Raw genomic sequence first — 26,871 nt, forward strand, 5'->3', positions numbered from 1 at the left:
GGACGTTGATTTTATGGTGTTTCGGCCAGGAATTCCTGGATGAGCGGAACCAGGATGGCGACGATGCGGTCGGCTTCGTCGCGGTTGAGGATCAGCGGCGGCAACATGCGGATCACGCGGTCGCGCGTCACGTTGATGAGCAGTCCGGCTTCCATGGCGCGCAGGGCCAGCACGCCGCAGGGGCGGGCCAGCTCGATGCCCAGCATCAGGCCGCGGCCGCGGATCTCGGTGACGCCGCGGGTGCCGGCCAGCGCATCGGCCAGGGCGGTTTTCAGGTGGTTGCCCACGTCGTGGGCGTTGTCCAGCAGTTTTTCGGATTCCAGCGCGTCCAGCACGGCCAGCCCGGCCGCACAGACCAGCGGGCCGCCGCCGAAGGTGGTGCCGTGGCTGCCCGGCGTGAGCACGCCCGCGGCGGGGCCGGCGGCCAGCATGGCGCCGATGGGCACGCCGCCTGCCAGGCCCTTGGCCAGGGTCATGACGTCGGGGACGATATCGGCCCATTGGTGGGCGAACCACTTGCCGGTGCGGCCGATGCCGGACTGGACTTCGTCGATCATCAGCAGCCAGCCGCGTTCGGTGCACAGCCGGCGCACCTCCTGCAGGTAGGCGATGTCGGAGGGACGGATGCCGCCTTCGCCTTGCAGGACCTCCAGCAGCACGGCGGCCACGCGCGGCTCGGCGTCGCCCGCGGCGCGCACCGCGTCCACGCTGTTGTACGGCACCTGGATGAAGCCCGAGGGCAGGGGCTCGAAGCCCTTGCGCGCCTTTTCGCTGCCCGTGGCCGCCAGCGTGGCCAGCGTGCGGCCATGCCAGGACGAATCCATGGTGATGATGTGGGCGTGCTTGTTGCCGCGCTGGTAGGCGTAGTAGCGCGCCAGCTTGATCGCGGCCTCGTTGGCCTCGGAGCCGCTGTTGTTGAAGGCGACTTCCTGCATGCCGGACAGCTGCGTCAGGCGCGCGGCCAGCGCGGTCTGCTGCGGCACTTCGTAGATGTTCGAGGTATGGATGACGCGGGCGGCCTGCTCGCTGATGGCGGCCACCAGTTTTGGATGGGCGTGGCCCAGGCAGGACACCCCGATGCCTGCCAGCGCGTCCAGGTACTTGCGGCCTTCGGCGTCCCACAGCCAGACGCCCTGGCCGTGCGTGAACGATACCGGCAGCCGGGCGTAGATATTGGCCAGAGGCGAAGTCATCGCGGATCCTCCCGTGGATGAAGCGGATTGCGCCGGGACTCGGCTGGAGTTCCCGTGGGATGCCGCCGCGTTTGGCAGCCCGGGCAGCTCGTTTTCCCAGGCGAATCGCCTTTTGAAAGAGGGCAAAGGATCAATCATATACAATTCGCGGCGCAGGGCGCATGTTTGATCACGCCGAAGATCCGGCTTTCGTGAAGGGCGCGCTGTAGTGAAGAACTCATGGCAACTCGCGTCAGACAATTCGTAATTCATGGCGTTACCGAAAGCGGTAGCCGCTTTCGCCCCAGCGATTGGGCGGAACGGCTCGCCGGCGTAATGGCACAATTCCGGCCCGCCGGCTGTGCCGGTAACCACCTCACCTATTCGCCCTATGTGCTGCCCGTCGTGATCGACGGCGTGCGCGGGATCGTGGTCGATCTGCGTTTGCGCGATCTGGAACCGCTGGCGTACAAGTTCGTGGTGGATTTCGCCCGCGACAACAACCTCAAGACGGAAGAGCGCGAAATCTAGGCTCCCCAACCAAAAAAGCGCCCTCACCGGGCGCTTTTTCGTTGGAGGACGCCGCACGCCCCTACGTGCCGTATCGGTCCAGGATCTTGCGGATATCGCGCACGCCCTGGCCGTCCGCGGTCAGCAGCGCGCGCGCGGTCACCGATTCCAGGTGGTGCTCCAGCAGATGCAGCACGTGCTTCTCGTCGCGCGCGCGCAGGCCCGCCACGATCTCCATGTGCTCGCTGACCGCGCATTCGCTCGAATGCGGCCGGCCATAAAGCGCCAGGATCAGCGAGCAGCGCGACACGATCTCGTTCACGTAGCGCGCATACACCGCATTGCCCGACAGTTCCGCCATCAGGATGTGGAATTCGCCTGACAGCCGGATGGACTCGTTGGTGCTGTTGCGCTTGCGGGCTTCCTCTTCCTGCGCCACGTGCTGTTCCAGCCGCGCCAGCCCGGCCTCAGTGATGTGCTGCAGCAGCCGGCGCGTCACGTCGCGCTCCAGGCAGCGGCGCGCCTCGAAGATGTCGTGCGCTTCTTCCAGGCTGGGGCGGGCCACCGCAGCCCCCCGGTTCGGCCGCAAATCCACCAGGCCCTCGCTGAACAGGCGTGTCAGGACGCTGCGGACGATGGTCCGGCTGACGCCGAAGCGCTCGCCGATGATGTCCTCGGGCAGCTTGTCGCCGGGCAGCAGGGCCTGCTCGATGATGGCTCTGCGCAAATTTTTGTATACGATTTCGTTGCGGCTGATGTCTTTCTTGGCGGGCTCGTCGGCCGGCGGCGCGAGGGACTTCATCTTCTTGTTGGCTCCTATGCCTGCGCGCTTTTCAGGGTGTTGGAATGGTCCGGCTGGCGCTGCCGGCGCGCATTTTTCTCTGTGCTGGAAAGCATACTACACCCGCGGATAAGGGTTAGCGATAGCTTGTCGCCGAGATTGTGCGGAGTACATTGGCGACATAAATCGTATACAAATTTTTATACAAAACAATCTTGGTTGTTCTTAATCTATCTAATTGTTTGTATACAAGTTCACAAAGGCTGATCCATGTCCGCTGTACCCCAGGCCGCCGCTACCGAGCTGTCCCTTTCCGCGCCTTACCGCCTGCTGGTGGTCAACGGCAACACCACGTCCGAGCTGACGACCAGCCTGGCCAGCCAGGCCGAGGCCTTTTACGGGGACATGGTCCGCATCCATGCGGTCACCGCCGGGTTCGGCCCCGCCTACATCGCCAGCCGCGCGGAGGCGGCCATTGCCGCCCATGCCGTGCTGGACGTCGTGGAGCGCGCGGCAGGCGAAGCGCCGGACGGCGGATTCGACGCCTGCCTGCTGGCCTGTTTCGGCGAGCCCGGCATCGGCGCGGTGCGCGAACGCCTGGACGTGCCGGTGGTGGGCATGGCCGAGGCCTCCATCCTGAGCGCCCTGCAGCGCGGCGACCGCTACGCCATCGTGACAGTGGGGCAGCGCTGGCCCGGCATGCTGCGCGAACAGATCCGCCAGCTGGGGCTGGAGTCCCGCTGCGCCGGCATCCTGGCCCTGCCGGGCAATGCCCTGGACTACGTGTCGCGCTCGGCCGAGTCTGCCTTGCAGGTCAGCCGGGCGCTGGATGCCGCAGTGGCGCAGGGCGCGGACGTGGTCATCGTGGCGGGCGCCGCGCTGGCCGGCTACCTGCCCAGCCTGCCGCGCCTGCCGGCCGTGCCCATCATCGATTCCTACCGTGCCGCGCTGGCCCAGGTGTTGGCGCTGGCGTCCCTGGAGCGCGCGCAGCGGCTGTCGCTGATCCGTCCGGGCGCGCATTCCTAGTCTTTTCGTCTTACCCACCGCGCCGGGCCCGACCCCGGCGAGTTCAGACAGATACACAAGGGAGAGTTGCAGCCATGAAGACTTTGCTCAAGTGGACCGCGGGCGCCGTGATCGCGCTGTCGGCCATCACGGGGGCCAACGCCGCCAACACGCTGAAGTGGGGCGCGGCCCGGGACCTGGATTCGCTGGATCCGTATTCCTACGGCAGCACCTTCAACCTGGCGTTCCTGAACCATGTGTACGAAGCGCTGATCCGCTATGACGACAAGTTCAACATCACGCCCGCGCTGGCGGAGTCCTGGGAGACGCCGTCGCCCACGGTGCTGCGCTTTCATTTGCGCAAGGGGGTGAAGTTCCACAACGGCGCGCCGTTCTCGGCGGACGACGTGGTGGCGTCGATGACGCGGGTCTCGGACGAAGCCTCGCCGCTGAAGGGCAATCTGCCGGCCTTCAAGGCGGTGCGCAAGGTCGACGACTATACGGTCGACATCGAAATGACGCATCCGTATCCGCTGATGCTCAACGACCTGACCAACATCTTCATCTTCAACCGTCAGTGGCTGGTGGACAACAACAGCCTGAAACCGACCGACGCCGCCAAGAAGATCGAAGGCTACGCCACGCACAATGCCAACGGCACCGGCCCCTTCAAGGTGGAGTCGTACCGTCCGGACACGCGCACCGTGCTGGTGGTCAACCCCGGCTGGTGGGACAAGCCGCGCCACAACCTGGACCGCATCGAATTCACGCCCATCGCCTCCGCGCCCACGCGGGTGGCGGCGCTGTTGTCGGGCGACATCAATTTCACCGAGAACGCGCCGTTGCAGGACCTGGATCGGCTGCGCGCGGCGTCCAACGTCAAGGTGCTGGCCTCGACCGAGTTGCGCACCCTGTACTTCGGCTTCAACCTGGGCGACAAGCTGGTCGGCTCCAACATCACCGACAAGAATCCGCTGAAGGACTTGAAGGTGCGCCAGGCGCTGTACATGGCGCTGTCGCCGGAACTGATCCAGAAGCGCGTGATGCGCGGCCTGTCGCGCACCACGGGCGCATTGGTGGCGCCGTCCATCCCGGGCTACGAGCCCAAGCAGGAGGAGCGTCTGCCGTTCGACGCCGCGCGCGCCAAGAAGCTGCTGGCCGAGGCCGGCTATCCGGACGGGTTCACGGTGTCGCTGCTGTGCTCGAACGACATGTTCGTCAACGAGGAGGAAATCTGCCAGGCCGCCGCCTCCATGTGGGCGCGCATCGGCGTGAAGGCTTCGCTGGCCAGCGGCCCGCGTTCGCTGCAGAACCCCAAGCGTTCGCGCGGCGAGTTCGACATCACCATCCATGGCTGGGCCAACGAGCCGCAGATCGACGCGCTGTCCATCCTGCTGCAGGTGATGCACAGCCGCAGCGGCCCGGCGGGCGTCTTCAACTGGGGCCAGTGGGGTGATGCGGCGCTGGACGCCAGGATCGACGCGGCCGCAGCCGAGATGGACCGCCCCAAGCGGGTGCAGATGATGGCCGAGGTGTTGCAGACGCTGCATGACGATGTGCGCTTCCTGCCGCTGCACCAGCAGCCGATGGCCTGGGCCGTGGGCAACAAGGTCGGCGAGGTGCTGCAGATGCCGGACAACAAGGCGCGCCTGTGGACCGTGCGCATGCAGTGACGCCGCGGACCGCCGCCCGCCGGCGGTCCTGGGAATGACTAGGGTCTGAAGGGGAGCCGCACATGCTGGCATTCATTGTGAGAAGGGTCTTCAACGCGGTCGGCGTCATGCTGGCGGTGGCGCTGTTGGCCTTCGTGATTTTCCGGTTCGTCGGCGACCCCGTCGACATGATGCTCAACGAGCAGGCCTCGCAGACGCAGCGCGACGAACTGCGCGAACGCCTGGGGCTGAACGCCTCGGTGGGCATGCAGTTCGTGCACTTCGTGACCAACGCGGCGCAAGGCGAATTCGGCATTTCCTATCGCAACCAGCAGGACGTGTTCGCGCTGGTGGCCGAACGCTTTCCGGCCACGTTCGAACTGGTCCTGATGGCGACCTTGCTGTCGCTCGCCATCGGCGTGCCGGCGGGCGTGCTGACCGCCATCTACCGCAAGTCGCGCCTGGCGCAGGCGCTGCAGTTCGTTTCCATCCTGGGCATATCGCTGCCGAGCTTCGTGGTGGGGATCATGCTGATCCTGATCTTCTCGGTGCAGCTGGGCTGGCTGCCGGGCTTCGGGCGCGGCGACACGGTGAAGATCGGCTGGTGGACCACTGGCCTGCTCACGCCCTCGGGGCGCGCCGCGCTGGTACTGCCGTCCATCACGCTGGCGCTGTTCCAGATCACGCTCATCATGCGCCTGGTGCGGGCCGAAATGCTGGAGACGCTGCGCACCGAGTTCATCAAGTTCGCCCGCGCGCGCGGCTTGCCCGACCGGATCGTGCATTTCCGCCTGGCCCTGCGCAACTGCCTGATGCCGGTGATCACCGTGACCGGTATGCAGATCGGCAACCTGATCGCCTTCGCGCTGATTACCGAAACGGTCTTCCAGTGGCCCGGCATGGGGCTGCTGTTCATCCAATCGGTCATGTTCGTGGACATCCCCGTCATGGCCGCCTATCTGGTGATCGTGTCCTTCATCTTCGTGGCGTTGAACACGTTCGTGGACATGATGTACGGCGTGGTCGATCCGCGCCTGCGCAGCCAGCACGTCAAGGGAGGCGCCAATGCTCACTAAACCAATTTCCGCAACGAGGCAGGGCCGGCTTGCCCGTTTCCTGCGCAGCGACCTGTGGTGGAGTTTGCGGCAGGACTATGTGGCCATGGGCGCGGGCATCGTGCTGCTGGCGGTGGTGTTGCTGGCCGTGTTCGCGCCCTGGATCGCGCCGCAGAACCCGTACGACCTGGCTCAGCTGGACCTGTTGAACGCGGAGCTGCCGCCGGTCTGGGAGGCCGGCTCGGATCCGCAGTTCCTGTTGGGCACGGACACGCAGGGCCGCGACGTCTGGTCCGCCATTCTGTACGGCTCGCGCATGTCGCTGGTGATCGGGCTGGCGACGGTGGTGCTGTCCCTGGCCATCGGCCTGCTGGTGGGACTGGCGGCCGGCTATTTCGGCGGCTGGGTCGACAACGCGTTGATGCGCCTGGGCGACACGCTGCTGAGCATCCCGACCATCCTGGTTGCGATCCTGGTGACGGCGGTGTTCCGCCAGTTGCTGCCGCCCGGCCTGCGGGAAACGCTGTCGGCCGTGATCCTGATCCTGGCCATCTCCATGACCAACTGGGTGCAGTACGCCCGCACGGTGCGGGCTTCGGCCCTGGTGGAGCGCGGCAAGGAATACGTGCAGGCGGCGCGCCTGATCCGCGTGAGTTCGCTGCGCATCATGCTGACGCACATCCTGCCCAACACGCTGACGCCGGTCATGGTGACCGCGACGCTGAACCTGGGCCTGGCGATCCTGATCGAGGCCACGCTCAGCTTCCTGGGCGTGGGCATGCCGCCCACCGAACCGTCGCTGGGCACGCTGATCCGCCTGGGCAACCAGTTCCTGTTTTCGGGGCAGTGGTGGGTGGTGGTGTTTCCCGCGCTGTACCTGAGCCTGATCGTGCTGGTGGTGAACCTGCTGGGCGACTGGCTGCGCGACGCCCTGAATCCCCGTTTGCGCTGAACGCAAACCGACAAGAGTAGAACCATGGAAAACGCAACGCTGTATACCCAAGTCCGTCCCGCAGGCGGCGAGATGACCTCGGTGCTGGTGCGCGACGGCCGCATCCAGGCGCTGGGCGGGCCGGCGCCCGCCGGCGTGCCGGTGGTGGATGGGGGCGGCGCGCTGATGCTGCCGGGCCTGATCGACGCCCACGCGCACCTGGACAAGACCATGTACGGCATGCCCTGGTACCGCAACGAGGTCGGCCCGCGCCTGATCGACAAGATCGAGAACGAGCGAGCCGAGAAGAAACGCCTGGGCATCGATCCGTACCGGCAGTCGGCGCGTCAGCTGGTGATGTCGATCGGCGACGGCACCAGCCATATCCGCAGCCATGTGGACGTGGACACGGACATTGGACTGGGCGCGATCGAAGGCGTGATGCGCGCCCGCGAGCAGTACCGCGACCAGATCGACGTGGAGATCGTCGCGTTTCCGCAGAGCGGGCTGCTGATCCGCCCGGGCACGCTGGAACTGATGGACGAGGCCTTGCGCATGGGCGCGGAAGTGGTGGGCGGGCTGGACCCGGCCGGCATGGACCGCGATCCCAAGGGGCATCTGGACGCCATCTTCGGGCTGGCCCAGCGGCACGGCAAGCCCATTGACATCCATCTGCACGAAGCGGGCGAACTCGGCGCGTTCTCGATGCAGATGACCATAGACCGGGTGCTGGCGCTGGGCATGCAGGGCAAGGTCACCCTGTCGCATTCCTTCTGCCTGGGCATGCCGGACACGTACGCAGTGCAGGCATTGACCGAAGGCTTGCTGAAGGCCGGCGTGCACATCATGACCACGGGCTCGGCCTCGCGGCCGGTACCCAATGTGGCGAAGCTGCACGCGGCCGGCGTCACGGTCTGTACGGGCAACGACGGCATGCGCGACACCTGGGGCCCCTACGGCAAGCCCGACATGCTGGAACGGACCATGCTGGTGGGCTTGCGCAACAACTTCCGGCGCGACGACGAGCTGGATCTGGCGCTGCATGTGGCCACCTATGGCAATGCGCGGGTCATGGGCTTGTCGGACTACGGCCTGGCGCCAGGTTGCCATGCCGACTTCGTGCTGGTGGACGCCGAGACGGTGGCCGAAGCCATCGTCTCGCGCCCGCAGCGCAAGCTGGTCGTCAAGGGCGGGCGTGTGGTCGCGCGCAATGGCCGCGCGCTGGCGGAGGCGCCGTGATGAGCGCGCCGCAAGGCCCCATCCTGCTGACCGCCCGCTGGGTGGTGGGCCACGAGAACGGCCGCCATTGCCTGTACGAGAACGGCGAGGTGGTGTTCGAGGGCGACCGCGTCATCTACGTCGGCCACCGCTATCCGGGGCAGGTCGCGCAGCGCCGCGACTACGGCCGCGCGCTGATCGGCCCGGGCTTCGTGGACCTGGATGCGCTGTCCGACCTGGACACGACCATCCTGGGCTTCGACAACTCGCCCGCCTGGAAGAAGGGCCGCATCTGGCCCGAGAGCTACATGAAGCGGGGGCCGTACGAGATGTACACGGCGGCCGAACTCGCATTCCAGAAGCGCTACGCCTTTGCCCAGCTGATACGCAACGGCATCACGACGGCGCTGCCAATCGCGTCGCTGTTCTACCGGGTGTGGGGCGAGACCCGCGATGAATTCCTGTCTGCGGCCAACGCTGCTGGCGAGCTGGGCCTGCGCGTCTACCTGGGACCGGCCTATCGCAGCGGCCACACCTATGTGGACGCGGACGGCAAGATCCGCTGCCACTACGACGAGGCGCGCGGCATGGCGGGACTGGAGGCGGCCCTGGCCTTCTGTGACGAGATCGAAGGCCGCCACAACGGCCGCGTGCGCGCCATGCTGTCACCCGACCGCATCGAAACCTGCACGCCGGCGCTGCTGCGTGCTTCGGCCGCCGCATCGCGCGAACGGAATATTCCGATCCGGCTGCATTGCTGCCAGTCGCGCCTGGAGTACGACCTGGTGCTGGAGCAGCACGGCATGAGCCCGCCGGAATGGCTGCAAAGCCTGGACTTCCTATCCGAGCGCGCCTTGCTGCCGCATGGCACCTACGTGTCGGGCTCGCGCCATATCGAGCGGCCCGGGCGAGACATGGAGATCATCCGCGATGCCGGCGCCAGTATCGTGCATTGCCCGCTGGTGTCGGGGCGGCATGGCGCCACGCTGGAATCGTTCGCGCGCTATCGCAAGCTGGGCGTGAACATCGGCATGGGCACGGACACCTGGCCGCCCGACATGGTGCTGAACATGCAGGTGGGCATGATGCTGTGCCGCGTGGCCGATGGCTCGACCGAGGCGGTCCGCTCCGAGGACTACTACGACGCCGCCACGGTGGGCGGGGCCGATGCGCTGGGCCGCCCGGACCTGGGCCGGCTGGCCGTGGGCGCCAAGGCCGACATCGTGGTGTTCGATTTTTCGCACGACCGCAACGGCCAGCTGATCGACCCGATACAGACCTTGATGGTGAGCGGCAGCGGCCGCGACGTGTCGCAGGTCGTGATCGACGGCCGCTTCGTCATGGTGGACGGGCGTATCCCCGGCTTCGATGCGCGCCTGGCGCAAGAGCAGGCGCAGACGCAATTCGACGGGCTGGTGGCGCGCTATCCCGACCGCACCTGGGGCCATCCGCCGGTCGAGCAGATTTTTTCCTCCAGCTATCCGCGTCCCGCAAGGAGTCCGTCATGATGGCCATCGTACCCAACACCACGCAGCCGCCGGCCGCGGCCAACGTTGCGCCGACCCTGTCCGTGCGCGGCCTGTCGGTCGAATTCCCCACGCGCCACGGCGTCCTGGTCGCCACGCGCGACATCAGTTTCGACATTCAGCCGGGCGAGATCCTGGGCATGGTCGGCGAATCCGGCGCCGGCAAATCGCTGACCGGCATGGCGGTGATCGGCCTGCTGGAGCCGCCGGGCCGGCTGGGCGGCGGCGAAATCCATCTGGCGGGCAGGCGTATCGACAATCTGCCGCCCAAGGCGCGCCAGCGCCTGCGCGGCAAGGAGATCGGCGCGATCTTCCAGGATCCGCTGACCAGCCTGCATCCGCTGTTCACGGTGGGCGACCAGTTGGTCGAGACGATCCGCCACCATGACAAGGTGACGGCGCAGTCTGCGCGCCAGCGGGCGCTGGAGCTGCTGCTGGCGGTGGGCATCCCGGCGGCGGACAAGCGCATCGACCACTATCCGCATCAGTTCTCCGGCGGCATGCGCCAGCGCGTGGTGATCGCGCTGGCTCTGGCGGCGCGGCCGGCGCTCATCATCGCCGATGAACCCACCACGGCGCTGGACGTGTCGGTGCAGGCGCAGATCACGGCGCTCTTGCGGCGCCTTTGCCGCGAACAGGGCACCTCGGTGCTGCTGGTGACGCACGACATGGGCGTGATCGCCGAGACCGCGGACCGCGTGGCGGTGATGTACGCGGGCCGCATCGTCGAGATCGGACCGGTGCTGGAGGTGCTGCGCCGCCCGGGCCATCCGTACACGCAGGGCCTGATGAACGCGATTCCCGGCCTGCGTCAGCGCGCGGCCCGGCTGAACCAGATCGACGGCGCCATGCCGCGCCTGTACGCCATGCCCGAGGGCTGCGCCTTCCATCCGCGCTGCGCCATGGCGGGACCGCGCTGCGGCCAGCAGCGCCCGCCGCTGGCCGCATCTCCGGCCGGCGCCACCGTCAGCGCCTGCTGGCTGCATCAAGGAGGAGTCGCCCATGCCGCGTAACGATGATGTGCTGTTGCGGGCCGAAGACCTGGCCTGTTGGTTCGACGTGTCGCCGCCCTGGCTGGAACGCACTTTGTCGCGCCAGCCCGAGCAAACCTTGAAGGCGGTGGACGGGGTGTCGCTATCCGTGCCGCGCGGCACGACCCTGAGCATCGTGGGCGAATCCGGATGCGGCAAGTCCACGCTGGCCAAGCTGCTGGTGGGATTGGTTGCGCCGACGCGCGGAACGCTGCGCTACGGGCGCAACTGCAAGGGCGGGGTGCTGCATCCGCAGATGATTTTCCAGGATCCATATGCCAGCCTGAATCCGCGCTGGCGGGTGGGCAATATCGTGGCTGAACCGATCACGACGCTGGGTTTGCGAGCCACGCAGGCCGAGACGCGGCGCCGGGTCGACGAGCTGCTGGAACTGGTGGGCCTGTCCGCCAGCGACGCGGGCCGCTTCCCACACGAGTTTTCCGGTGGCCAGCGCCAGCGGATTTCGATTGCGCGGGCGTTGGCGACGGAGGCGGAATTCCTGGTGTGCGATGAGCCCACCTCGGCGCTGGACGTGTCGGTGCAGGCGCAGATCCTGAACCTGATGGGGGATCTGCAGAAGGAGTTCGGGCTGACTTATGTCTTCATCAGCCACAACCTGTCGGTGGTGCGGCATGTGTCGGACAGCGTGGCGGTGATGTATCTGGGGCGCATCGTGGAGCAGGCGCCTGCGGATCAGCTGTTCGATGCGCCACAGCATCCGTATACGCGGATGCTGCTGGATACGATTCCGGACCTGGATGATCCGCGGCGGGATCGGGAGCCTATGGGGGGCGAGGTGCCGAATCCTATTTCGCCGCCGTCGGGGTGTACGTTTCATCCTCGGTGTTCGATGGCGCGGGAGCAGTGCAAGGTGGAGGCGCCGATGGTTGCCAGCGTTGGCGGACGTCAGCTGCGGTGTCATGCGGTGACTTGGGATGTGGTTCAGGCGGCCTGATAGTTGTTTGCTTGTTGCGTCCTGGTTCTTAAGGCGCCAGCCACGCCGTGGGCCTGGGGCGAGCGGGGCAACGATTGCGGTCCGGAGCCTTCGCTCCGGACTGCCCCGTCGTCATCGTCGTTGCCGCCTACGGCGGCTGCCTTCCGATTCCCTCGGGCTTATCGACGCCCCGCTCGCCCCAGGCCCACGGCGCGGCTGGCTCCGGCGTTTGAAAATTGACGTCAGTCGGGGTGGGCGGTGTTCTTGGCATTCTGGCCACGGACGATGGGGTATGGCGGGTCTTGCGGTGCCCGCCCCATGCCGGCCGCCCGGGCGGCCTCGTGGGGCTTACACGGTGTCTTGCGATTTGCGATGACGCTGCGCGCTGTCGGTGAATGATTTTGGATGCCAGCGAGCATGGGCCAACCAACATCGTCATTTCAACTCCGCCGCCGGATGGGTGGCGCGCGCGTACGGATCTCGACGCGCAAGCAGGTGTGCGCCGCGCGCCACCCATCACCGCCCACACCCCAAATGCCGGTGTCACTAACAAGCAGCTCGCCGCATTCGCGCAAGCGCAGACAGCCACGACGCCCATCAACACGTATGCTGCTTGCGGCCGCCCGCGCGGCCGCAAGCAGCGGGCGACGCAAGACTCGCCACCGACCACAGCTCTAGCAGCGCAACAGGCCAAGAATCCGGTAGCTCGCCGGCGCGGGCGCCTGAGGGGCGAGCAACCTCGATGCGCCCGACGGAATCCGAAGGAGTCGCCGAAGGCGAGGACGAGGATGAGGATGGGGCAGTCCGGAGCGAACGCTCCGGACCGCAATCGTGGGCGCTCGCCCCTCAGGCGCACGCGCCGGCGGGTGGCCTACGAAGCCAACTCGCCAAACAAAGAACAACTACTTAGCGTAGACCAGATCCCGCAACCCCAGCGACAACCCCGGCCAATAAGTAATGATCATCAGGCAAACAATCACCACCCCCACAAACGGAATCAACGGCTTGATCAACCTCTCCAACGGCAACTTCGCCACCGCGCAAGCCGCGAAAAGATTCACGCCGAACGGCGGCGTAATCATCCCGAGAGCCAGGTTCACCACCATGATGATCCCGAAGTGCACCGGCTCCACGCCGAACTTCAGCGCCACCGGCAACAGCAAGGGCGCCAGCACCACGATGGATGCCGAGGTTTCGATGAACATGCCGATCACGAACAGCGCCGCGTTCACGCCCATCAGGAAGGTGAGCTTGGTGTCGAAGATCTGCGCCAGCCACACGCCCAGCGCGTCCGGAATGCCCGCGCGGTTGAGCAGGAAGCTGAAGATGCCGGCGTTGGCGATCACGAACATGATCACGGCCGTAGACACCACCGACTTGTGCAGCGTGGCGGACAGTTGCTTGAAGCTCAGGCGCCGGTAGATGAACTTGCCTACCACCACGGCGTACATGACGGCCACCACCGAGGCTTCAGTCGGCGTGAAGATGCCGCCGTAGATGCCGCCCAGGATGATGACCGGCATCAGCAGTGCCAGCCAGGCGTTCTTGAACGCCGGCCACAACGGCAGGCGGCCTTCGCCGTCGCGCTTGCCCAGGTTGTTGCGCTTGGCGTAGAACCAGACGTAGAACATCAGCGCCACGCCGATCAGGATGCCGGGCATGACGCCGGCGATGAAGAGTTCGCCGGTCGAGGTGTCGGTGGACACCGCGAACAGGATCATCGGGATCGACGGCGGGATGATCACGCCCAGTTCCGCCGCGCTGGCCTGCAATGAGGCCGCGAAGGGCGCCGGGTAGCCGTGCCGGATCATGGCGGGAATCAGGATCGCGCCCACCGCGAAGGTGGTGGCCACGCTGGAGCCGGCCACGGCGGCGAAGATCATGCAGGTCAGCACGCAGGTGCAGGCCAGGCCGCCCTGGATGCCGCCCACCACGCTCTTGGCGAATTCCACCATGCGTTCGGAGATGCCGCCGGCTTCCATCAGGTTGCCGGCCAGGATGAAGAAGGGGATGGCGACCAACGGGTATTTGTCCAGCGCGGCGAACAGTTGCTGGGCGACCACCACCCAGGGCAGGCCGGCGGCGCCGACTCCCGCCAGGCTGGCCAGGCCGATCGACACGGCGACCGGCACGGACAGCCCGAAGAAGATCAGCATCGAGACAATCATTAATTGGGACATGGCGATATCTGCTGCTTATGTTCGATGGGGGACGGCTCAGCCTTGCGCGTCGTTGCGCACGGGGACGTCGTCTTCCTCGCCGGCGCACCAGCGGGCCAGCACGGCGATGGCTGCCAGGGTGGCGCCCACGGGAATGGCCAGGTAGATCCAGGAGATCGAAATGTCCAGGCTCGGCACGTTCTGGAAGCGCACGCGGTAGGTCATGTTGCCGCCGATCCAGGCCAGAAAGCCCAGGAATCCGGCGCAGATCAGGCCGATCACGGCTTCGAGCACGCGGCGGCGCGTGCCGCCCAGCAGGTTGCGCAGCAGCTCCACGCTGATCATGGCGCCGTGGCGGAAGGCCAGGGCCACGCCCAGCAGCACGGTCCAGATCAGGAGGGCGCGGGTCAGCACCTCGCTCCAGTCGGCCGGGGAGTGCAGCACGAAGCGCGCGATGACTTGGTAGAAGGCGGCGGCCGCGGCGGCGACCAGCAGCAATTGGGCAAGGACCGAGACCACTTTGAACAGGATGCGGTCGAAGGCGCAAAGCAAACGCATGATGAATCCCGTTGGCGATGTACGCAAAGGATTGGAACGAAAGCGGCGGGACCGGGATCCCGCCGCCAGGGGCGATGCGCCCCGGGTCGGGGCGGGGCCCTGTTTACTTGGTGTCGCGGATCGAGTCGATCAGCTTCTTGTCGAACTTCTTGTAGTACTCGGGGTAGGCGGGCTCGACGGCGGCGGCGAAGGCGGCGCGGTCCACCTCGGACACCTGCATGCCTTCCTTCTTCAGCTGTTCGACGCCGGTCTTCTCGATGTTGTCGACGTAGGCGCGCATGGCCTGGGCGGATTCCTTGCCGGCCTTGTCGAAGTTGGCCTTGTCCGCGGCCGACAGGCCCTCGTACACGTTGGCCGACATCAGCACCAGGGCCGGGCCATAGACGTGGCCGGTCAAGGACAGGTACTTCTGCATCTGCGACAGCTTGGCCGAGGTGATCACCGACAGCGGGTTCTCCTGGCCGTCGATGGTGCCTTGCTGCAGGGCGGTGGCGACTTCAGGCCAGGCCATGGGCGTGGGCAGGATGCCGATCTGGCGGAAGGCCGTGATGTGGATCGGGTTTTCGGTGGTGCGGATCTTTAGGCCCTTGGCGTCGGCCGGGGTCTTGACCGGGCGGACGTTGTTGGTCAGGTGGCGAAAGCCCTGTTCGCCCCAGGCCAGGGCGATGATGCCGCGGCTGGGGAACTTTGCCAGCATATCTTGTCCGATCTTGCTGTCGAGCACGTTGCGGGCGTGCGGCAGGTCGCGCAGCAGGAAGGGGATGTCGAAAACGCCGGTTTCAGGCACGAAGTTCAGCGTGGCGCCGGTGGACACGATGGCCAGGTCGATGGTGCCGATCTGCAGGCCTTCGATCACTTCGCGTTCGCCGCCCAGCGCGCTGTTGGCGAATTGCTGTACCTTGTACTTGCCGCCCGTGGACGCTTCGATGGACTTGGCCAGCGCGTCGGCGCCGGCGCCGTAGTGCGAGGACGTGGACAGCGCGTAGGCCATCTTCAAGGTGTTCTGCGCCACGGCGGGCAGGGCGGTTGCGGCCGTGCAGGCGGCCAGAATCGTGGCGGCAAGCCAGGATTTACGCATCGTCTTCTCCAGGTTTTGAGTATCTTTATGGGTGGCTTTGCCTCCCGCCCCGGGATGATATCGGGATTCGGCCCCGATCTAGGCCGTTGGTTAACATTGTGGAATGATGGATTTCCCTGATACGTCACGGGCCAGGCGCCCAGGTTTTTGGTCCACCTTGCGCCAGGGCGCCAGGATGATGATGCGCGACGCCCGCGCCGGCGAGCTGCGGCTGCTAGTGCTGGCGCTGGTCGTGGCCGTGGCCGCGGTGACCAGCGTCGGCTTCCTGGCGGACCGGGTCGGCCGGGCGCTGGAGCGCGACGCCGGGCAGATGCTGGGCGCCGACCTAGTGCTGGACGCCGACGAGCCGGTGCCCGCGGCCTTCATGGACCAGGCCCGCGAACGCGGCTTGGCCGTGTCCAGCACGTGGCAGTTCCCGTCCATGGTCGGGGCCGGCGACGGCGCCCAACTGGCCGCGCTGAAGGCGGTGGAGCCAGGCTACCCGCTGCGCGGCGCCCTGCGCGTGGCAGGCGCGCCCTTCGAGCCCGACGCTGCAACGCGCGATGTGCCGCCCGAGGGCGCGGTCTGGGTGGACGCGCAATTGCTGTCCCTGCTGAACCTGAAGGTCGGCGACACGCTGAACGTGGGCGACGCCCACCTGCGCGTGGATCGCGTCATTACCTATGAGCCGGACCGCGGCATGCAGTTCGTCAACGTGGCGCCGCGCGTGTTGCTGCGCGCCAGCGACCTGCCCGCCACCGGCCTGATCGCGCCGGGCAGCCGCATCGGCTACGCCATGCTGGTTGCGGGCCCGCCCGATGCCGTGGCCGGCTACTCAGCGTGGCTCAAGCAGAACCTGAAGCGCGGCCAGAAGGTTGCCACCCTGGAGTCCGGCCGGCCCGAAGTGCGCCGCACGCTGGACCGGGCGCAGCGCTTCCTGTCGCTGGTGGCGCTGCTGGCGGTGCTGATATCGGCGGTGGCCGTGGCCCTGGCGGCGGGCCGTTACATGACGCGTCACCGCGACGGCATCGCGGTCATGCGCTGCCTGGGGGCGGTGCAGTCGCAGGTGTCGCGCATGCTGACGCTGGAATTCACCCTGGTCGGCCTGTTCTCGTCGGCCGCGGGCTGCCTGCTGGGCTACGCGGTGCATCAGGTACTGGTGATGCTGCTGGGCTCGCTCATCGACACCACCTTGCCCGCGCCCTCGGCCATTCCGGCCTTGCAGGGGCTGCTGACCGGTCTTTTGCTGTTGCTGGGCTTTGCCTTGCCGGCGCTGGCCCAGCTGCGCCACGTGCCGCCCGCCCGGGTGCTGCGGCGCGATGCCGACACGCTGAGCGCGCGCAGCGCCCTGGGGTACACCTTGGGGGCCGCGGGCTTTGCCCTGCTGATCTGGTGGTTTGCCGGCGACGCCAAGCTGGGGGGTGTGGTGGCGGGCGGCTTCCTGGGGGCCTTCGCCGTGTTCGCGTTGGTGGCCTGGTTGAGCATCCTGGGCCTGGCGCGGGTGCGCCGGCTGGCGGCCGGCCTGCCGGCGTTGCGCTTCGCGCTGGCCGGCGTGGTGCGCCGGCGCGCGGCCACCATCACCCAGGTCTGCGCGCTGGCGGTGGGCCTGATGGCGCTGCTGTTGCTGACCATGACGCGCACCGACCTGATCCAGGGCTGGCAGCGGACCCTGCCGCCGGACGCGCCCAACCGCTTCCTCATCAATGTGCAGCCGGACCAGCGCCAGGCCGTGACCGACGCGCTCACCCGCGAAGGCCTGGGCCGCATCACGCTGGCGCCGATGGTGCGCGGGCGGCTGATCGCCATCAACGGCAAGGCCGTGGGGCCGGACGACTACGAGGAGCCCCGCGCCAAGCGTCTGGTGGACCGCGAGTTCAACCTGTCCTATGGCGACGAATTGCCATCCTCCAACCGCATCGAGCAGGGCCGCTGGCTGGAACCCGGCGCGGCCGAGGTGTCGCTGGAGTCCGGCCTGGCCAAGACCCTGGGCCTGGCGCTGGGCGACAAGATGACCTTCGACGTGGCGGGCCAGCAGGTCGAGGTGGCCGTTTCCAGCACCCGCCGGGTCGATTGGGATACGATGCGCGTCAATTTTTTCGCCATCCTGACCCCTGCCGCGCTGGCCGACATGCCCCAAAGCTGGATCACTTCCTTCTACCTGCCGCCCGAAAAGGCCTCGGTCCTGCCCGCGCTGGTGCGCGAGTTCCCGAACCTGACGGTGTTCGACGTGGGCGCCATCCTGCAGCAATTGCAGTCCGTGCTGAACGAGGTGGGCAAGGCGGTGCAGTTGCTGTTCCTGTTCACGCTGGCTGCCGGCGTGCTGGTGCTGTCCGCGGCGCTGACCGCCACGCGCGACGAGCGCATGCGCGAAGCCGCCGTGCTGCGCGCGCTGGGCGCGACCCGCAGCCAGCTGGCGCGCTCCCAGCGCATCGAGCTGTGGGCGGTGGGCGGCCTGGCCGGCCTGCTGGCGGCAGCCGGCGCCACCGCGATCGCTTGGGCTTTGTCAACGCAGGTCTTTGATTTCACTATTACTCTCAGCCTCTGGCCGTGGCTGGCGGGCATTGCCGCGGGCATGCTCGGCGCCTGGGCGGGCGGCGCCCTGGCCCTGCGCGGCGTGTTGCGCACGCCGCCCCTGGTCACCCTACGAGAAACCTGATGACAGCCCGCGTCCATACGATTAGCGAACCCGTGGAAAACTCCAGCAGCATTTTTGACCTACTAGGCGGCGAGCCGGGCGTGCGCGCCCTGGTAGACCGCTTCTATGACCTGATGGACATGGAGCCCGACCTGAAAGAGCTGCGGGCAGCCCATGGCCCCAGCCTGGACCAGGCGCGCGACAAGCTGTTCTGGTTTTTGTGCGGCTACTTCGGCGGCCCGGACCACTATATAGAACGCTTCGGCCATCCGCGGCTGCGCGCCAGGCACCTGCCGTTCTCGATCGGCGAGGTCGAGCGCGACCAGTGGGTTATCTGTATCGGGCGCGCCATGGAAGACCAGGGGATCGAGCCGGCCCTGGTCGAACGCCTGCTGCAGTCCTTCTACGGCGTGGCCGACTGGATGCGCAACCGTGAAGGCTGAAGGCGATTCCCGCGCCGGCGAACGGCGCCTGGCCTGGTCCGGCCCGCTGGGCGGAGCCATGCTGAGCGATCCCTTGCGGCTGGCCGAGGCCGGCCCGGACCTGTTCAACCCGGCGCACTATGGCGACCGGGCCCGGCCGGTGGATGCCGGCGGGCGCCAGGCGGCCTGGTTCGTGCAGGGGGCGGGCTGGCAGGGTGTGTTGCGCCGCTACCGCCGCGGCGGGATGATCGCCCGCATCAGCCGCGACGCTTATCTCTGGAACGGCGAGGCCCGCACCCGCAGCTTCCGCGAATACCGCCTGCTGGCCGCGATGCGCGCCCAGGGGCTGGCGGTGCCCGCGCCGCTGGCCGCCGCCTATTGGCGGCAAGGCCCGATCTACCGCGCCGCCATCGTGGTCGAGCGCATCCCGGGCGTGCGGCCGCTGGCCCACATGCTGGCCGAGCCGGTCTGGCAGGCGGCGGCCGAGGCCATCGTGCGCATGCACCGGGCCGGCGTCTGGCATGCCGACCTCAATGCCTTCAACATCCTGGTGGGCAGCGACGGCCGCGTCTGGCTGATCGATTTCGACCGGGGCACGCAAGGCTCGCTATCGGACCGGCAGCGCGAAGCCAACCTGGAACGCCTGCGCCGTTCGCTGCGCAAGGTGGCCGGGGAAGAGGGCGAGCGCTTCTGGCTGCGCCTGCGCGACAGCTACTGGACGGCCTGGGGCGTGGGAATCCAGCCCTGACCGGGCGGGGGCGGCCAATTGCCGCCATCTGGCCCAAATCGCGCCAATCGCCCGGCAAAGTTGGGCAGGTCCTCGCTAAAAAGCTTTATCATTTCGCCTTTTGGTACTCCTGTCACATACGGCATAACGCAAGGGGGCTGGTGATGAAATTACGGGCGGGTATGCGCTGGGCGCTTGGGGCGATGCTGGTCACGGCGGCCTCTTCGGCGGCGGTGGCGCAGAACAAGGTCGTCAACGTCTATAACTGGGCCGAATACACGGCTCCGGACACGATTCCCGGTTTTGAAAAGGAAACCGGCATCAAGGTCCGCTATGACGTCTACGACAGCAACGACACCCTGCAGGCCAAGCTGTTGGCCGGCAAGTCGGGTTACGACGTCGTTGTCCCGTCCACGCATTACGCCTCGCGCCAGATCGAAGCCGGCCTGTTCCAGAAGCTGGACAAGTCCAAGATCCCGAACTGGAAGTACCTGGATCCGGAAGTCATGGCGCTGGTCGCCACCGTCGATCCCGGCAACGAGTACGCCATTCCCTGGGGCTACGGCACCAACGGCCTGGGCTACAACGTCACCAAGGTCAAGCAGATCATGGGCGACGGCGTGGACCTGGCCAACTGGGACATGATCTTCAAGCCCGAGAACGCCGCCAAGCTGAAGGAATGCGGCATCTCGATGCTGGACGAAGCCGCCCAGGTGTTCCCGGCCGTGCTGAAGTACCTGGGCAAGGATCCCAACAGCACCAACGCCGACGACTACAAGGCCGCGCTGGACGTGCTGATGAAGATCCGCCCGTACATCCGCCAGTTCAGCTCGTCGGGCTATATCGACGAGCTGGCCGTGGGCGACCTGTGCATGGTCTACGGCTTCTCCGGCGACGTGATGATCGCCCGCAAGCGCGCCCAGGACGCCAAGAAGTCCTATGAAGTGAACTACTTCATTCCGAAGGGCGGCGCGCCCGCGTGGTTCGACCTGATGGTCATCCCCAAGGATGCCCCGCATCCCGAAGAGGCGCTGGCCTTCATCAACTACATCGAAACGCCCAAGGTGCACGCGGCCATCACCAACACCATGTTCTACCCCAACGCCAACAAGGAGGCGCGGCAGTTCGTGGTCAAGGACGTGGCCGACAACCCCATGATCTACCCGCCGGCGGAGGTCTCCAAGACCCTGTACGTGATCAAGGCGCTGCCCTTGAACATCCAACGCCTGCAAAACCGGATGTGGTCCGAGCTGAAGTCTGGAAGATAAGTCATCATGAGCGATAGCCGTTACTCGGCGCAGCATTCGGCCGATCCGGACGAGTTCGTCCGGATCTCCGATGTCGTAAAGATCTTCGGCGATGTGGTCGCCGTCCGTTCCGTCAATCTCTCGGTCAAGCGCAACGAGATCTTCGCCCTGCTCGGCAGTTCAGGCAGCGGCAAGTCCACCTTGCTGCGCATGCTGGCGGGCTTCGAGGAAGCCACCTCGGGCCAGATATTCCTGGACGGCGAGGACATCACGCACGTGCCGCCGTACCGCCGGCCCGTGAACATGATGTTCCAGTCGTACGCGCTGTTCCCGCACATGACGGTCGAGGCCAACGTGGCCTTCGGCCTGAAGCAGGAAGGCGTGGACCGGGCCGAGATCCATGACCGCGTGTTCGAAGCCCTGGACCTGGTCCAGATGGCCGGCTATTCGCGCCGCAAGCCCAACCAATTGTCGGGCGGGCAGCAGCAGCGCGTGGCGCTGGCGCGCAGCCTGGTCAAGCGGCCCAAGCTGCTGCTGCTGGACGAGCCCATGTCCGCCTTGGACAAGCAGATCCGCCAGAAGACCCAGATCGAACTCGTGAAGATCCTGGAGCAGGTCGGCGTGACTTGCATCATGGTCACCCACGACCAGGAAGAAGCCATGACCATGGCCCACCGCCTGGCCGTCATGACCGAAGGCCAGATCGTCCAATGCGGCACGCCGCAGGACGTCTACGCCTTCCCGAATTCCCGCTTCGTCGCCAGCTTCATCGGTTCGACCAACATGTTCACCGGCACCATCGTGGTCGATGAACCGGACCACGTCGCCATCGAGTGCGGCGAGCTGACCCGTCCGCTGTTCGTCAATCACGGCGTGAGCGAACCGCTGGGCATGGAGGTGCACGTCTCCATCCGCCCCGAGCGGCTGGTGGTATCGCGCGAGCAGCCCGAAGCCGAATACAACTGGGCCCATGGCATGGTCAGCCACATGGCGTGGATGGGCAGCTACGCGCTTTATCAGATCCGCCTGGATTCCGGCAAGACGGTCGAGGCCAGCGTGCCCAGCCAACTGCTGGCCCAGATGGACGCGCCCGGCATCGACGAAGAAATCTTCGTCAGCTGGGACGCCGACAGCGCCACGGTGCTGGCGTCATGATCCGGTTTTCGCCCCGCGACTGGTTGCCGTCGGGCAGGGCGCTGGCGGTGGTGCCGCCGTTCGCCTGGCTGGTGCTGTTCCTGCTGGTGCCGTTCCTGCTGGTCCTGAAGATCAGTTTCGCCGAGCTGAAATTCGGCATTCCGCCGTATACGTCGCTGGCGGAATTCAAGGACGAAGCGGTGCAGTTCAGCCTGCACCTGCGCGGCTACATCCTGCTGTTCACGGACAGCCTGTACTTCGCCACGTATTTGAATTCGGTGAAGATCGCCGCCGTCACCACGCTCTTCTGCGTGCTGATCGGCTATCCCATCGCCTACTACATCGCGCGTTCGTCGCCCGCGGTGCGCAACCTGCTGCTGCTGGGCGTGATCCTGCCGTTCTGGACCTCGCTGCTGTTGCGCGTGTACGCCTGGGTCGGCATCCTGCGCAACGACGGCCTGCTCAACAACCTGCTGCAGGGGCTGGGCATTATTTCCAGTCCGCTGGAAATCTACCGCACCGACGTCGCGGTCTATATCGGCATGGTTTATGCCTACCTGCCGTTCTTCATCCTGCCGCTGTACGCCACGCTGGTGAAGATGGACCTGCGCCTGCTGGAAGCGGCCTACGACCTGGGCGCCAAGCCTTGGCAGGCGTTCTGGCAGATCACCGTGCCGCTGTCGCGCCAGGGCGTGATCGCGGGCGCCATGCTGGTGTTCATCCCGGCGGTGGGCGAATACGTGATTCCGGAAATGCTGGGCGGCGCCAATACGCTCATGATGGGCCGCCTCATGTGGAATGAATTCTTCAACAACGCCGACTGGCCCATGGCTTCGGCCGTGACCTGCGTGATGGTGCTGTTGCTGCTGTTGCCGCTGGTGTATTTCCAATACAACCAGGTCAAGCAGCAGGAACAGCCGGGCGGAGGCAGCAAATGAACGGGCCCAACAAGACTTTGCGCGCCGTCGTGCTGGGGCTGGGGTACTTCTTCCTGTACGTGCCCATCATCAGCCTGATGGTGTTCTCGTTCAACGAGTCGCCCACCGTCACGTCCTGGACCGGCTTCTCGTTCCGCTGGTATCACTCGCTGTTCAACGACGACGCGCTGCTGCGCGCGGCCTGGCTGTCGTTCCGCATCGCCGCCATGACCGCCACCGCCGCGGTCATCATCGGCACCTGGGCCGGCTACGTGCTGGGCCGCATGGGGCGCTTCCGCGGCTTCGCGCTGTACGTGGGCATGCTCAGCGCGCCGTTGGTCATTCCTGAAGTGGTGCTGGGCATTTCCTTGCTGCTGATGTTCGTGGAACTGCGCGGCAGCCTGGGCTGGCCCGCGGAGAACGGCATCTTCACGATCTGGGTGGGCCACGTGACCCTGTGCATGGCCTTCGTGGCGGTGGTCATCCAGACCCGCATCCGCGACCTGGACCGTTCGCTGGAAGAAGCCGCGCTGGACCTGGGCGCCACCCCGATGACCGTGTTCTTCAAGATCACGCTGCCGCTGATCGCGCCGGCGCTGGCCTCGGCCTGGCTGCTGTCCTTCACCCTGTCGCTGGACGACGTGGTGTTGGCGTCGTTCCTGTCCGGCCCCAGCTCCAGCACGCTGCCCATGGAAGTTTTCTCGCGCGTGCGCCTGGGCTTGAAACCCGAGATCAACGCGCTGGCGACGCTCTTCATCCTGGCGGTCGGCACTTGCGTGATCCTGGCCAACCGCATGCAATGGCGCAAGGAGTCCGAATCCAAATGAAGCAAACCACCCTGTACGGCCTGACCAAGTGCAGCACCTGCGTCAAGGCGCGCGACTGGCTGAGCGAGCATGGCGTCGCCCACGCGTTCGTGGACTACCGCGACAACCCGGTGCCCGCCGCCACGCTGAAGTCCTGGGCGGACCAGGTCGGCGGCTGGGAAAAGCTGGTCAACCGCACGTCCATGACCTGGCGCAACCTGCCCGAAGAGCGCAAGACGGCGCATACCGATGCCCAGTGGAGCCAGCTGATCGCCGAGTATCCGGCGCTGGTGCGCCGCCCGGTCACGGTTACGCCCGATGGCGAGGTGAGCGTTGGCTTCAGCGAAAAACGCTACGGCGAACGTTTCGCCTGAGGCGCCGGCCCTGGCCGGCCTGGCGCCAGGCGCGCCCGGCCGGGCCTTGCCCGACGCCTTCTTCGACCGCGACGCCGCGCAGCTGGCGCGCGAGTTGCCGGGCAAGATCATCCGGCATCGCGTGGGCGGCCTGTGGCTGTCGGCCCGCATCATCGAGACCGAAGCCTATTACCTGGCAGAGAAGGGCAGCCATGCGTCGCTGGGCTACACCCACAAGCGGCGCGCCCTGTTCATGGACGGCGGCACGGTCTACATGTATTACGCCCGTGGCGGCGATTCGCTGAACTTCAGCGCCGGCGGGCCGGGCAACGCCGTGCTGATCAAATCCGCCTATCCTTGGACGGACGCGCTGTCCGGACCGCAGGCGCTGGCCCGCATGCTGCAGTTGAATCCGGATGCGCAGGGGCGGCCGCGGCCGGTCTCCGGCCTGTGCGCCGGCCAGACCCTGCTGTGCCGGGCGCTGGGCCTGAAAGTGCCGGACTGGGACGCGCGCAGTTTCGATCCGCAGGCACTGTACGTGGAGGATGTGGGGGAATCGCCCGAGGCCCTGATCTGCACCACGCGCCTGGGCATACCCCTGGGGCGGGACGAACATCTGCACTACCGCTTTGTCGACCCGGGCTACACCGCCTTCTGCACGCGCAATCCGTTGCGCCGCGGACAGCGCGCCGGCCATGACTATGTCTGGGTGGACCGCCAGGGCGTGGTGTTGCGGCAGGCGCCGCAGCCCTAGCTGATCGGAATGCGTGCTGGCCGTGGCTGCGGTGGGCGCCTCAGAACCCGTTCGTGGCAATGCGTTCGGCCAGGGCCGCGCGCATGCGCATGTACTTGCGCTGGATGCGCCGAGTGTTCAGCCGTTTGCTCCAGGCATAGATCGGGATCAGCGGCAGCCCGCCGAAGCCATCGATCAGGTACAGGCCCTGCTTGCCGTCGGCGTTCAGGCCGCAGGCGATGTTGCTGGCGGAGACGTCATGCAGCACCACGTGGGCATCGGCCAGGTCCTGGAAGAATTCGTCGAGCTGCGCGCTGAGGGCGTCGTCCAGCTTGCCTTGCTTGGCCAAGTCCGTCACGGTGGGAGCGATGTTGCCGTTGGCGTCGCAGATTTTTTCGACCACCAGGCCCAGGCCCAGCGTGGTTTGGGCAACGCCGAGTATGCGCGCCATGGGCACCTGCCATACGCCAGAGGGGCGGGTGGTGGTGGTGACGTATTCGTAGAGTTCGGTCAGGTAGACGCGGTACGCGCTTTCGCGCTGGTACTGCTTGTACCAGCGCTTGAACGGGCGGGCTTCCAGGTAAATCGCGCGGGCGCGCATGTCCATGACCTTGACGAGCAAGGACGGCATGTTGGGGTGCTGGAAGATGTGCCGGTCATGGCCGGAGGCGAGCGGCGTGGCGGCGTTCAGGTCCAACGGCCCGAAGATGGACTGGAAAGACGCCGCGGGCGTACAGAGAGAGGGATCTGCGGGGTTCAAGAGGAGATCAAGCCTGTTTGGATGCTCCCGAGTTTAATCCTTGAGCCGGAGCATGGGTCCGCCAGATGCCGAGTCTCTGTTGGATTTACCAGGGAAGACGTTGCCGGAGTCCTACAATCCCGGCTTTGGAGACGCATCTTTTGAACGACATTCATCTGCTTTGGATCGCCGCGGGCGGCGCCGTTCTGGCCTTTTTGGCGGCCTTGCTGGCATGGCTGCGCCCGCCTGCGCAGGACGCCCGGTTCGACACGCTGCTGGAAAGCCTGGAACGCAGCGAGCGCGCGCTGCGTTCCGACATCGCGGAAGGGCAGCGCGGCCTGCGCAGCGAATTCGCGGACTCTACCCGCGCTCTGCGGGTGGAGCTGTCGCAGTCGCATGGCGATCTGCGCGCCGGGCTGTCGCGCGACGCCCAGGCCGCGCGCGCCGAGTCGGCGGAATCCCTGGCGCGCTTTGCCGCTGGTTTCTCCGAGCAGTTGCAGGGCCTTATCCAGATCAACGAACGGCGCTTGATGGAAGTGCGGGCCACGGTGGACCAGCGCCTGCAATCGTTGCAAACCGACAACAGCGCCAAGCTCGACGAGATGCGCCGCACCGTGGACGAAAAGCTCCACGCCACGCTGGAGCAGCGCCTGGGCGAGTCCTTCAAGCTGGTGTCGGACCGCCTGGAGGCCGTGCACAAGGGCCTGGGCGAAATGCAGGCGCTGGCGGCCGGCGTGGGCGACCTGAAACGGGTGCTGACCAACGTCAAGTCGCGCGGCACCTGGGGCGAAGTGCAACTGGCCAGGCTGATCGAAGACAACATGACGCCGGACCAGTACGCCAGCAACATCAAGCCCGTGCCGGGCAGCGACGCGGTGGTGGAGTTCGCCATCCGCCTGCCGGGGCGCGGCGATGGCGGCGAACCCGTCTGGCTGCCGATCGACGCCAAGTTCCCCAAGGAAGAGTACGAGCGCCTCATGGATGCGCAGGAAGCCGCCGACATCGAAGGCGTGAAGAGCGCCGGGGCCGCGCTGGGCCGGGCCGTCGAGCTGCAGGCGCGCCTGATCGCGGGCAAGTACGTGGCGCCGCCGCACACCACCGACTTCGCCATCATGTTCCTGCCCACCGAGAGCCTGTACGCCGAGGTGCTGCGCCGCCCGGGTCTGCTGGACAAGCTGCATGACCTGCGCATCAACGTGGCGGGTCCCAGCAATCTGGCGGCGCTGCTCAACAGCCTGCAGATGGGCTTTCGCACCTTGGCGATCGAGCAGCGCTCGTCCGAGGTCTGGCAGGTGCTGCGCGCGGTCAAGACGGAGTTCGGCAAGTTCGGGGAATCGCTGGCCAGCGTCAAGAAGACCCTGGACACCGCCAGCAACAAGCTCGGCCAGACGGAAGTGCGCACCCGCGCGATGCTCAAGAACCTGAAAGCCGTCGAGGCGCTGCCTGAAGCCGACGCCCGGCTCCTGCTTGGCGCCGCGGACGAGGGCGACGCCGGGGACGACGAGGGCGACCAGGGCGACCAGGGCGACCAGGGCGCGCAGGCCGCAGGCCAGAACTGATCCGGTGCCG

General features: G+C 66.6%; 25 protein-coding genes. 19 read left to right on the forward strand and 6 right to left on the reverse strand.

The genetic code is table 11. From position 1 onward, the window contains the following. Nucleotides 1–11: 11 nt before the first annotated feature. Nucleotides 12–1,193, reverse strand: a complete 1,182-nt coding sequence (locus BRO63_RS09140) for an aspartate aminotransferase family protein (protein WP_088139406.1) — start codon at nt 1,191–1,193, stop codon at nt 12–14. A gap of 219 nt (nt 1,194–1,412) precedes the next feature. On the opposite strand from BRO63_RS09140, the gene BRO63_RS09145 reads away from it, so the two are divergent. After that, entirely contained in the window at nt 1,413–1,703 is a 291-nt protein-coding gene (locus BRO63_RS09145) for a DUF3579 domain-containing protein (protein WP_013392635.1), read from the forward strand. Between the two features lie 61 nt (nt 1,704–1,764). On the opposite strand, the gene BRO63_RS09150 is transcribed toward BRO63_RS09145, so the two are convergent. Then, nucleotides 1,765–2,484, reverse strand: coding sequence for a GntR family transcriptional regulator (locus BRO63_RS09150; RefSeq protein WP_088139407.1), 720 nt, complete (start codon nt 2,482–2,484; stop codon nt 1,765–1,767). 249 nt (nt 2,485–2,733) lie between these two features. Between BRO63_RS09150 and BRO63_RS09155 the strand changes: the two genes are divergently transcribed. The 8 genes from BRO63_RS09155 (at nt 2,734) to BRO63_RS09190 (ending at nt 11,836) form a co-directional block, all read left to right on the forward strand. Beyond that, nucleotides 2,734–3,489 (forward strand): aspartate/glutamate racemase family protein, encoded by a 756-nt coding sequence (locus BRO63_RS09155; protein WP_088139408.1) that lies wholly within the window; start codon nt 2,734–2,736, stop codon nt 3,487–3,489. A 74-nt stretch (nt 3,490–3,563) separates the two neighbouring features. After that, complete coding sequence (locus BRO63_RS09160; protein WP_088139409.1) at nt 3,564–5,141, forward strand: ABC transporter substrate-binding protein; 1,578 nt, start codon at nt 3,564–3,566, stop codon at nt 5,139–5,141. 62 nt (nt 5,142–5,203) lie between these two features. After that, on the forward strand, nt 5,204–6,196 hold the full coding sequence (locus tag BRO63_RS09165) for an ABC transporter permease (protein WP_088139410.1): 993 nt from the start codon (nt 5,204–5,206) through the stop codon (nt 6,194–6,196). Then, nucleotides 6,186–7,127, forward strand: coding sequence for an ABC transporter permease (locus tag BRO63_RS09170; RefSeq protein ID WP_088139411.1), 942 nt, complete (start codon nt 6,186–6,188; stop codon nt 7,125–7,127). Before BRO63_RS09165 ends, BRO63_RS09170 begins: the two co-directional genes overlap by 11 nt. 24 nt (nt 7,128–7,151) lie before the next feature. Continuing rightward, a complete protein-coding gene (locus BRO63_RS09175) occupies nt 7,152–8,345 on the forward strand; it encodes an amidohydrolase family protein (RefSeq protein WP_088139412.1) in 1,194 nt (397 codons plus the stop codon). Then, nucleotides 8,345–9,832: an amidohydrolase family protein gene (locus BRO63_RS09180; RefSeq protein WP_088139413.1), complete on the forward strand. Its 1,488-nt coding sequence runs from the start codon at nt 8,345–8,347 to the stop codon at nt 9,830–9,832. The genes BRO63_RS09175 and BRO63_RS09180 overlap by 1 nt, the downstream gene beginning before the upstream one ends. Then, nucleotides 9,829–10,863 carry an ABC transporter ATP-binding protein gene (locus tag BRO63_RS09185; protein WP_088139414.1) on the forward strand — a complete coding sequence of 345 codons (1,035 nt, stop codon included), beginning with the start codon at nt 9,829–9,831 and terminating at the stop codon, nt 10,861–10,863. Before BRO63_RS09180 ends, BRO63_RS09185 begins: the two co-directional genes overlap by 4 nt. Beyond that, nucleotides 10,853–11,836, forward strand: a complete 984-nt coding sequence (locus BRO63_RS09190) for an ABC transporter ATP-binding protein (protein ID WP_088139415.1) — start codon at nt 10,853–10,855, stop codon at nt 11,834–11,836. Before BRO63_RS09185 ends, BRO63_RS09190 begins: the two co-directional genes overlap by 11 nt. An 881-nt stretch (nt 11,837–12,717) precedes the next feature. Here the strand turns inward: BRO63_RS09190 and BRO63_RS09195 are convergent. The 3 genes from BRO63_RS09195 to BRO63_RS09205 form a co-directional block, all read right to left on the reverse strand. Then, nucleotides 12,718–13,995 carry a TRAP transporter large permease gene (locus BRO63_RS09195; RefSeq protein WP_088139416.1) on the reverse strand — a complete coding sequence of 426 codons (1,278 nt, stop codon included), beginning with the start codon at nt 13,993–13,995 and terminating at the stop codon, nt 12,718–12,720. A 36-nt stretch (nt 13,996–14,031) separates the two neighbouring features. Next, a complete protein-coding gene (locus BRO63_RS09200) occupies nt 14,032–14,532 on the reverse strand; it encodes a TRAP transporter small permease (RefSeq protein WP_088139417.1) in 501 nt (166 codons plus the stop codon). Nucleotides 14,533–14,635: 103 nt separating this feature from the next. Continuing rightward, entirely contained in the window at nt 14,636–15,610 is a 975-nt protein-coding gene (locus BRO63_RS09205) for a TRAP transporter substrate-binding protein (protein WP_088139418.1), read from the reverse strand. A gap of 103 nt (nt 15,611–15,713) precedes the next feature. On the opposite strand from BRO63_RS09205, the gene BRO63_RS09210 reads away from it, so the two are divergent. From BRO63_RS09210 to BRO63_RS09250, 9 genes are all read left to right on the forward strand, one after another. Then, nucleotides 15,714–18,245 (forward strand): ABC transporter permease, encoded by a 2,532-nt coding sequence (locus tag BRO63_RS09210; protein WP_088139419.1) that lies wholly within the window; start codon nt 15,714–15,716, stop codon nt 18,243–18,245. Then, nucleotides 18,245–18,667: a group II truncated hemoglobin gene (locus BRO63_RS09215; protein ID WP_179215058.1), complete on the forward strand. Its 423-nt coding sequence runs from the start codon at nt 18,245–18,247 to the stop codon at nt 18,665–18,667. Before BRO63_RS09210 ends, BRO63_RS09215 begins: the two co-directional genes overlap by 1 nt. Beyond that, the gene (locus tag BRO63_RS09220; RefSeq protein WP_088139420.1) at nt 18,657–19,394 is read left to right on the forward strand and encodes a 3-deoxy-D-manno-octulosonic acid kinase; all 738 of its coding nucleotides are present in this window, start codon (nt 18,657–18,659) and stop codon (nt 19,392–19,394) included. Before BRO63_RS09215 ends, BRO63_RS09220 begins: the two co-directional genes overlap by 11 nt. A 143-nt stretch (nt 19,395–19,537) precedes the next feature. Next, complete coding sequence (locus BRO63_RS09225) at nt 19,538–20,641, forward strand: polyamine ABC transporter substrate-binding protein (RefSeq protein WP_088139421.1); 1,104 nt, start codon at nt 19,538–19,540, stop codon at nt 20,639–20,641. Nucleotides 20,642–20,647: 6 nt separating this feature from the next. Beyond that, the gene (locus BRO63_RS09230) at nt 20,648–21,775 is read left to right on the forward strand and encodes an ABC transporter ATP-binding protein (RefSeq protein WP_054451160.1); all 1,128 of its coding nucleotides are present in this window, start codon (nt 20,648–20,650) and stop codon (nt 21,773–21,775) included. Continuing rightward, complete coding sequence (locus BRO63_RS09235) at nt 21,772–22,692, forward strand: ABC transporter permease subunit (protein ID WP_088139422.1); 921 nt, start codon at nt 21,772–21,774, stop codon at nt 22,690–22,692. The genes BRO63_RS09230 and BRO63_RS09235 overlap by 4 nt, the downstream gene beginning before the upstream one ends. Beyond that, entirely contained in the window at nt 22,689–23,498 is an 810-nt protein-coding gene (locus BRO63_RS09240; RefSeq protein ID WP_013392654.1) for an ABC transporter permease subunit, read from the forward strand. The genes BRO63_RS09235 and BRO63_RS09240 overlap by 4 nt, the downstream gene beginning before the upstream one ends. Beyond that, nucleotides 23,495–23,851 (forward strand): arsenate reductase, encoded by a 357-nt coding sequence (locus BRO63_RS09245; RefSeq protein WP_088139423.1) that lies wholly within the window; start codon nt 23,495–23,497, stop codon nt 23,849–23,851. Before BRO63_RS09240 ends, BRO63_RS09245 begins: the two co-directional genes overlap by 4 nt. Nucleotides 23,852–23,897: 46 nt before the next feature. After that, nucleotides 23,898–24,584, forward strand: a complete 687-nt coding sequence (locus BRO63_RS09250) for a DNA-3-methyladenine glycosylase (protein ID WP_373557772.1) — start codon at nt 23,898–23,900, stop codon at nt 24,582–24,584. A gap of 40 nt (nt 24,585–24,624) precedes the next feature. Here the strand turns inward: BRO63_RS09250 and BRO63_RS09255 are convergent, their stop codons facing one another. Then, a complete protein-coding gene (locus tag BRO63_RS09255) occupies nt 24,625–25,323 on the reverse strand; it encodes a PhoP regulatory network YrbL family protein (RefSeq protein ID WP_088139424.1) in 699 nt (232 codons plus the stop codon). Nucleotides 25,324–25,463: 140 nt separating this feature from the next. Between BRO63_RS09255 and rmuC the strand changes: the two genes are divergently transcribed. Further along, nucleotides 25,464–26,861, forward strand: a complete 1,398-nt coding sequence (gene rmuC, locus BRO63_RS09260) for a DNA recombination protein RmuC (protein ID WP_088139425.1) — start codon at nt 25,464–25,466, stop codon at nt 26,859–26,861. Nucleotides 26,862–26,871 lie beyond the last annotated feature (10 nt).

Source organism: Achromobacter xylosoxidans, from assembly GCF_002192695.1.
GTDB classification, from domain to species: Bacteria; Pseudomonadota; Gammaproteobacteria; order Burkholderiales; family Burkholderiaceae_B; genus Achromobacter; species Achromobacter xylosoxidans_C.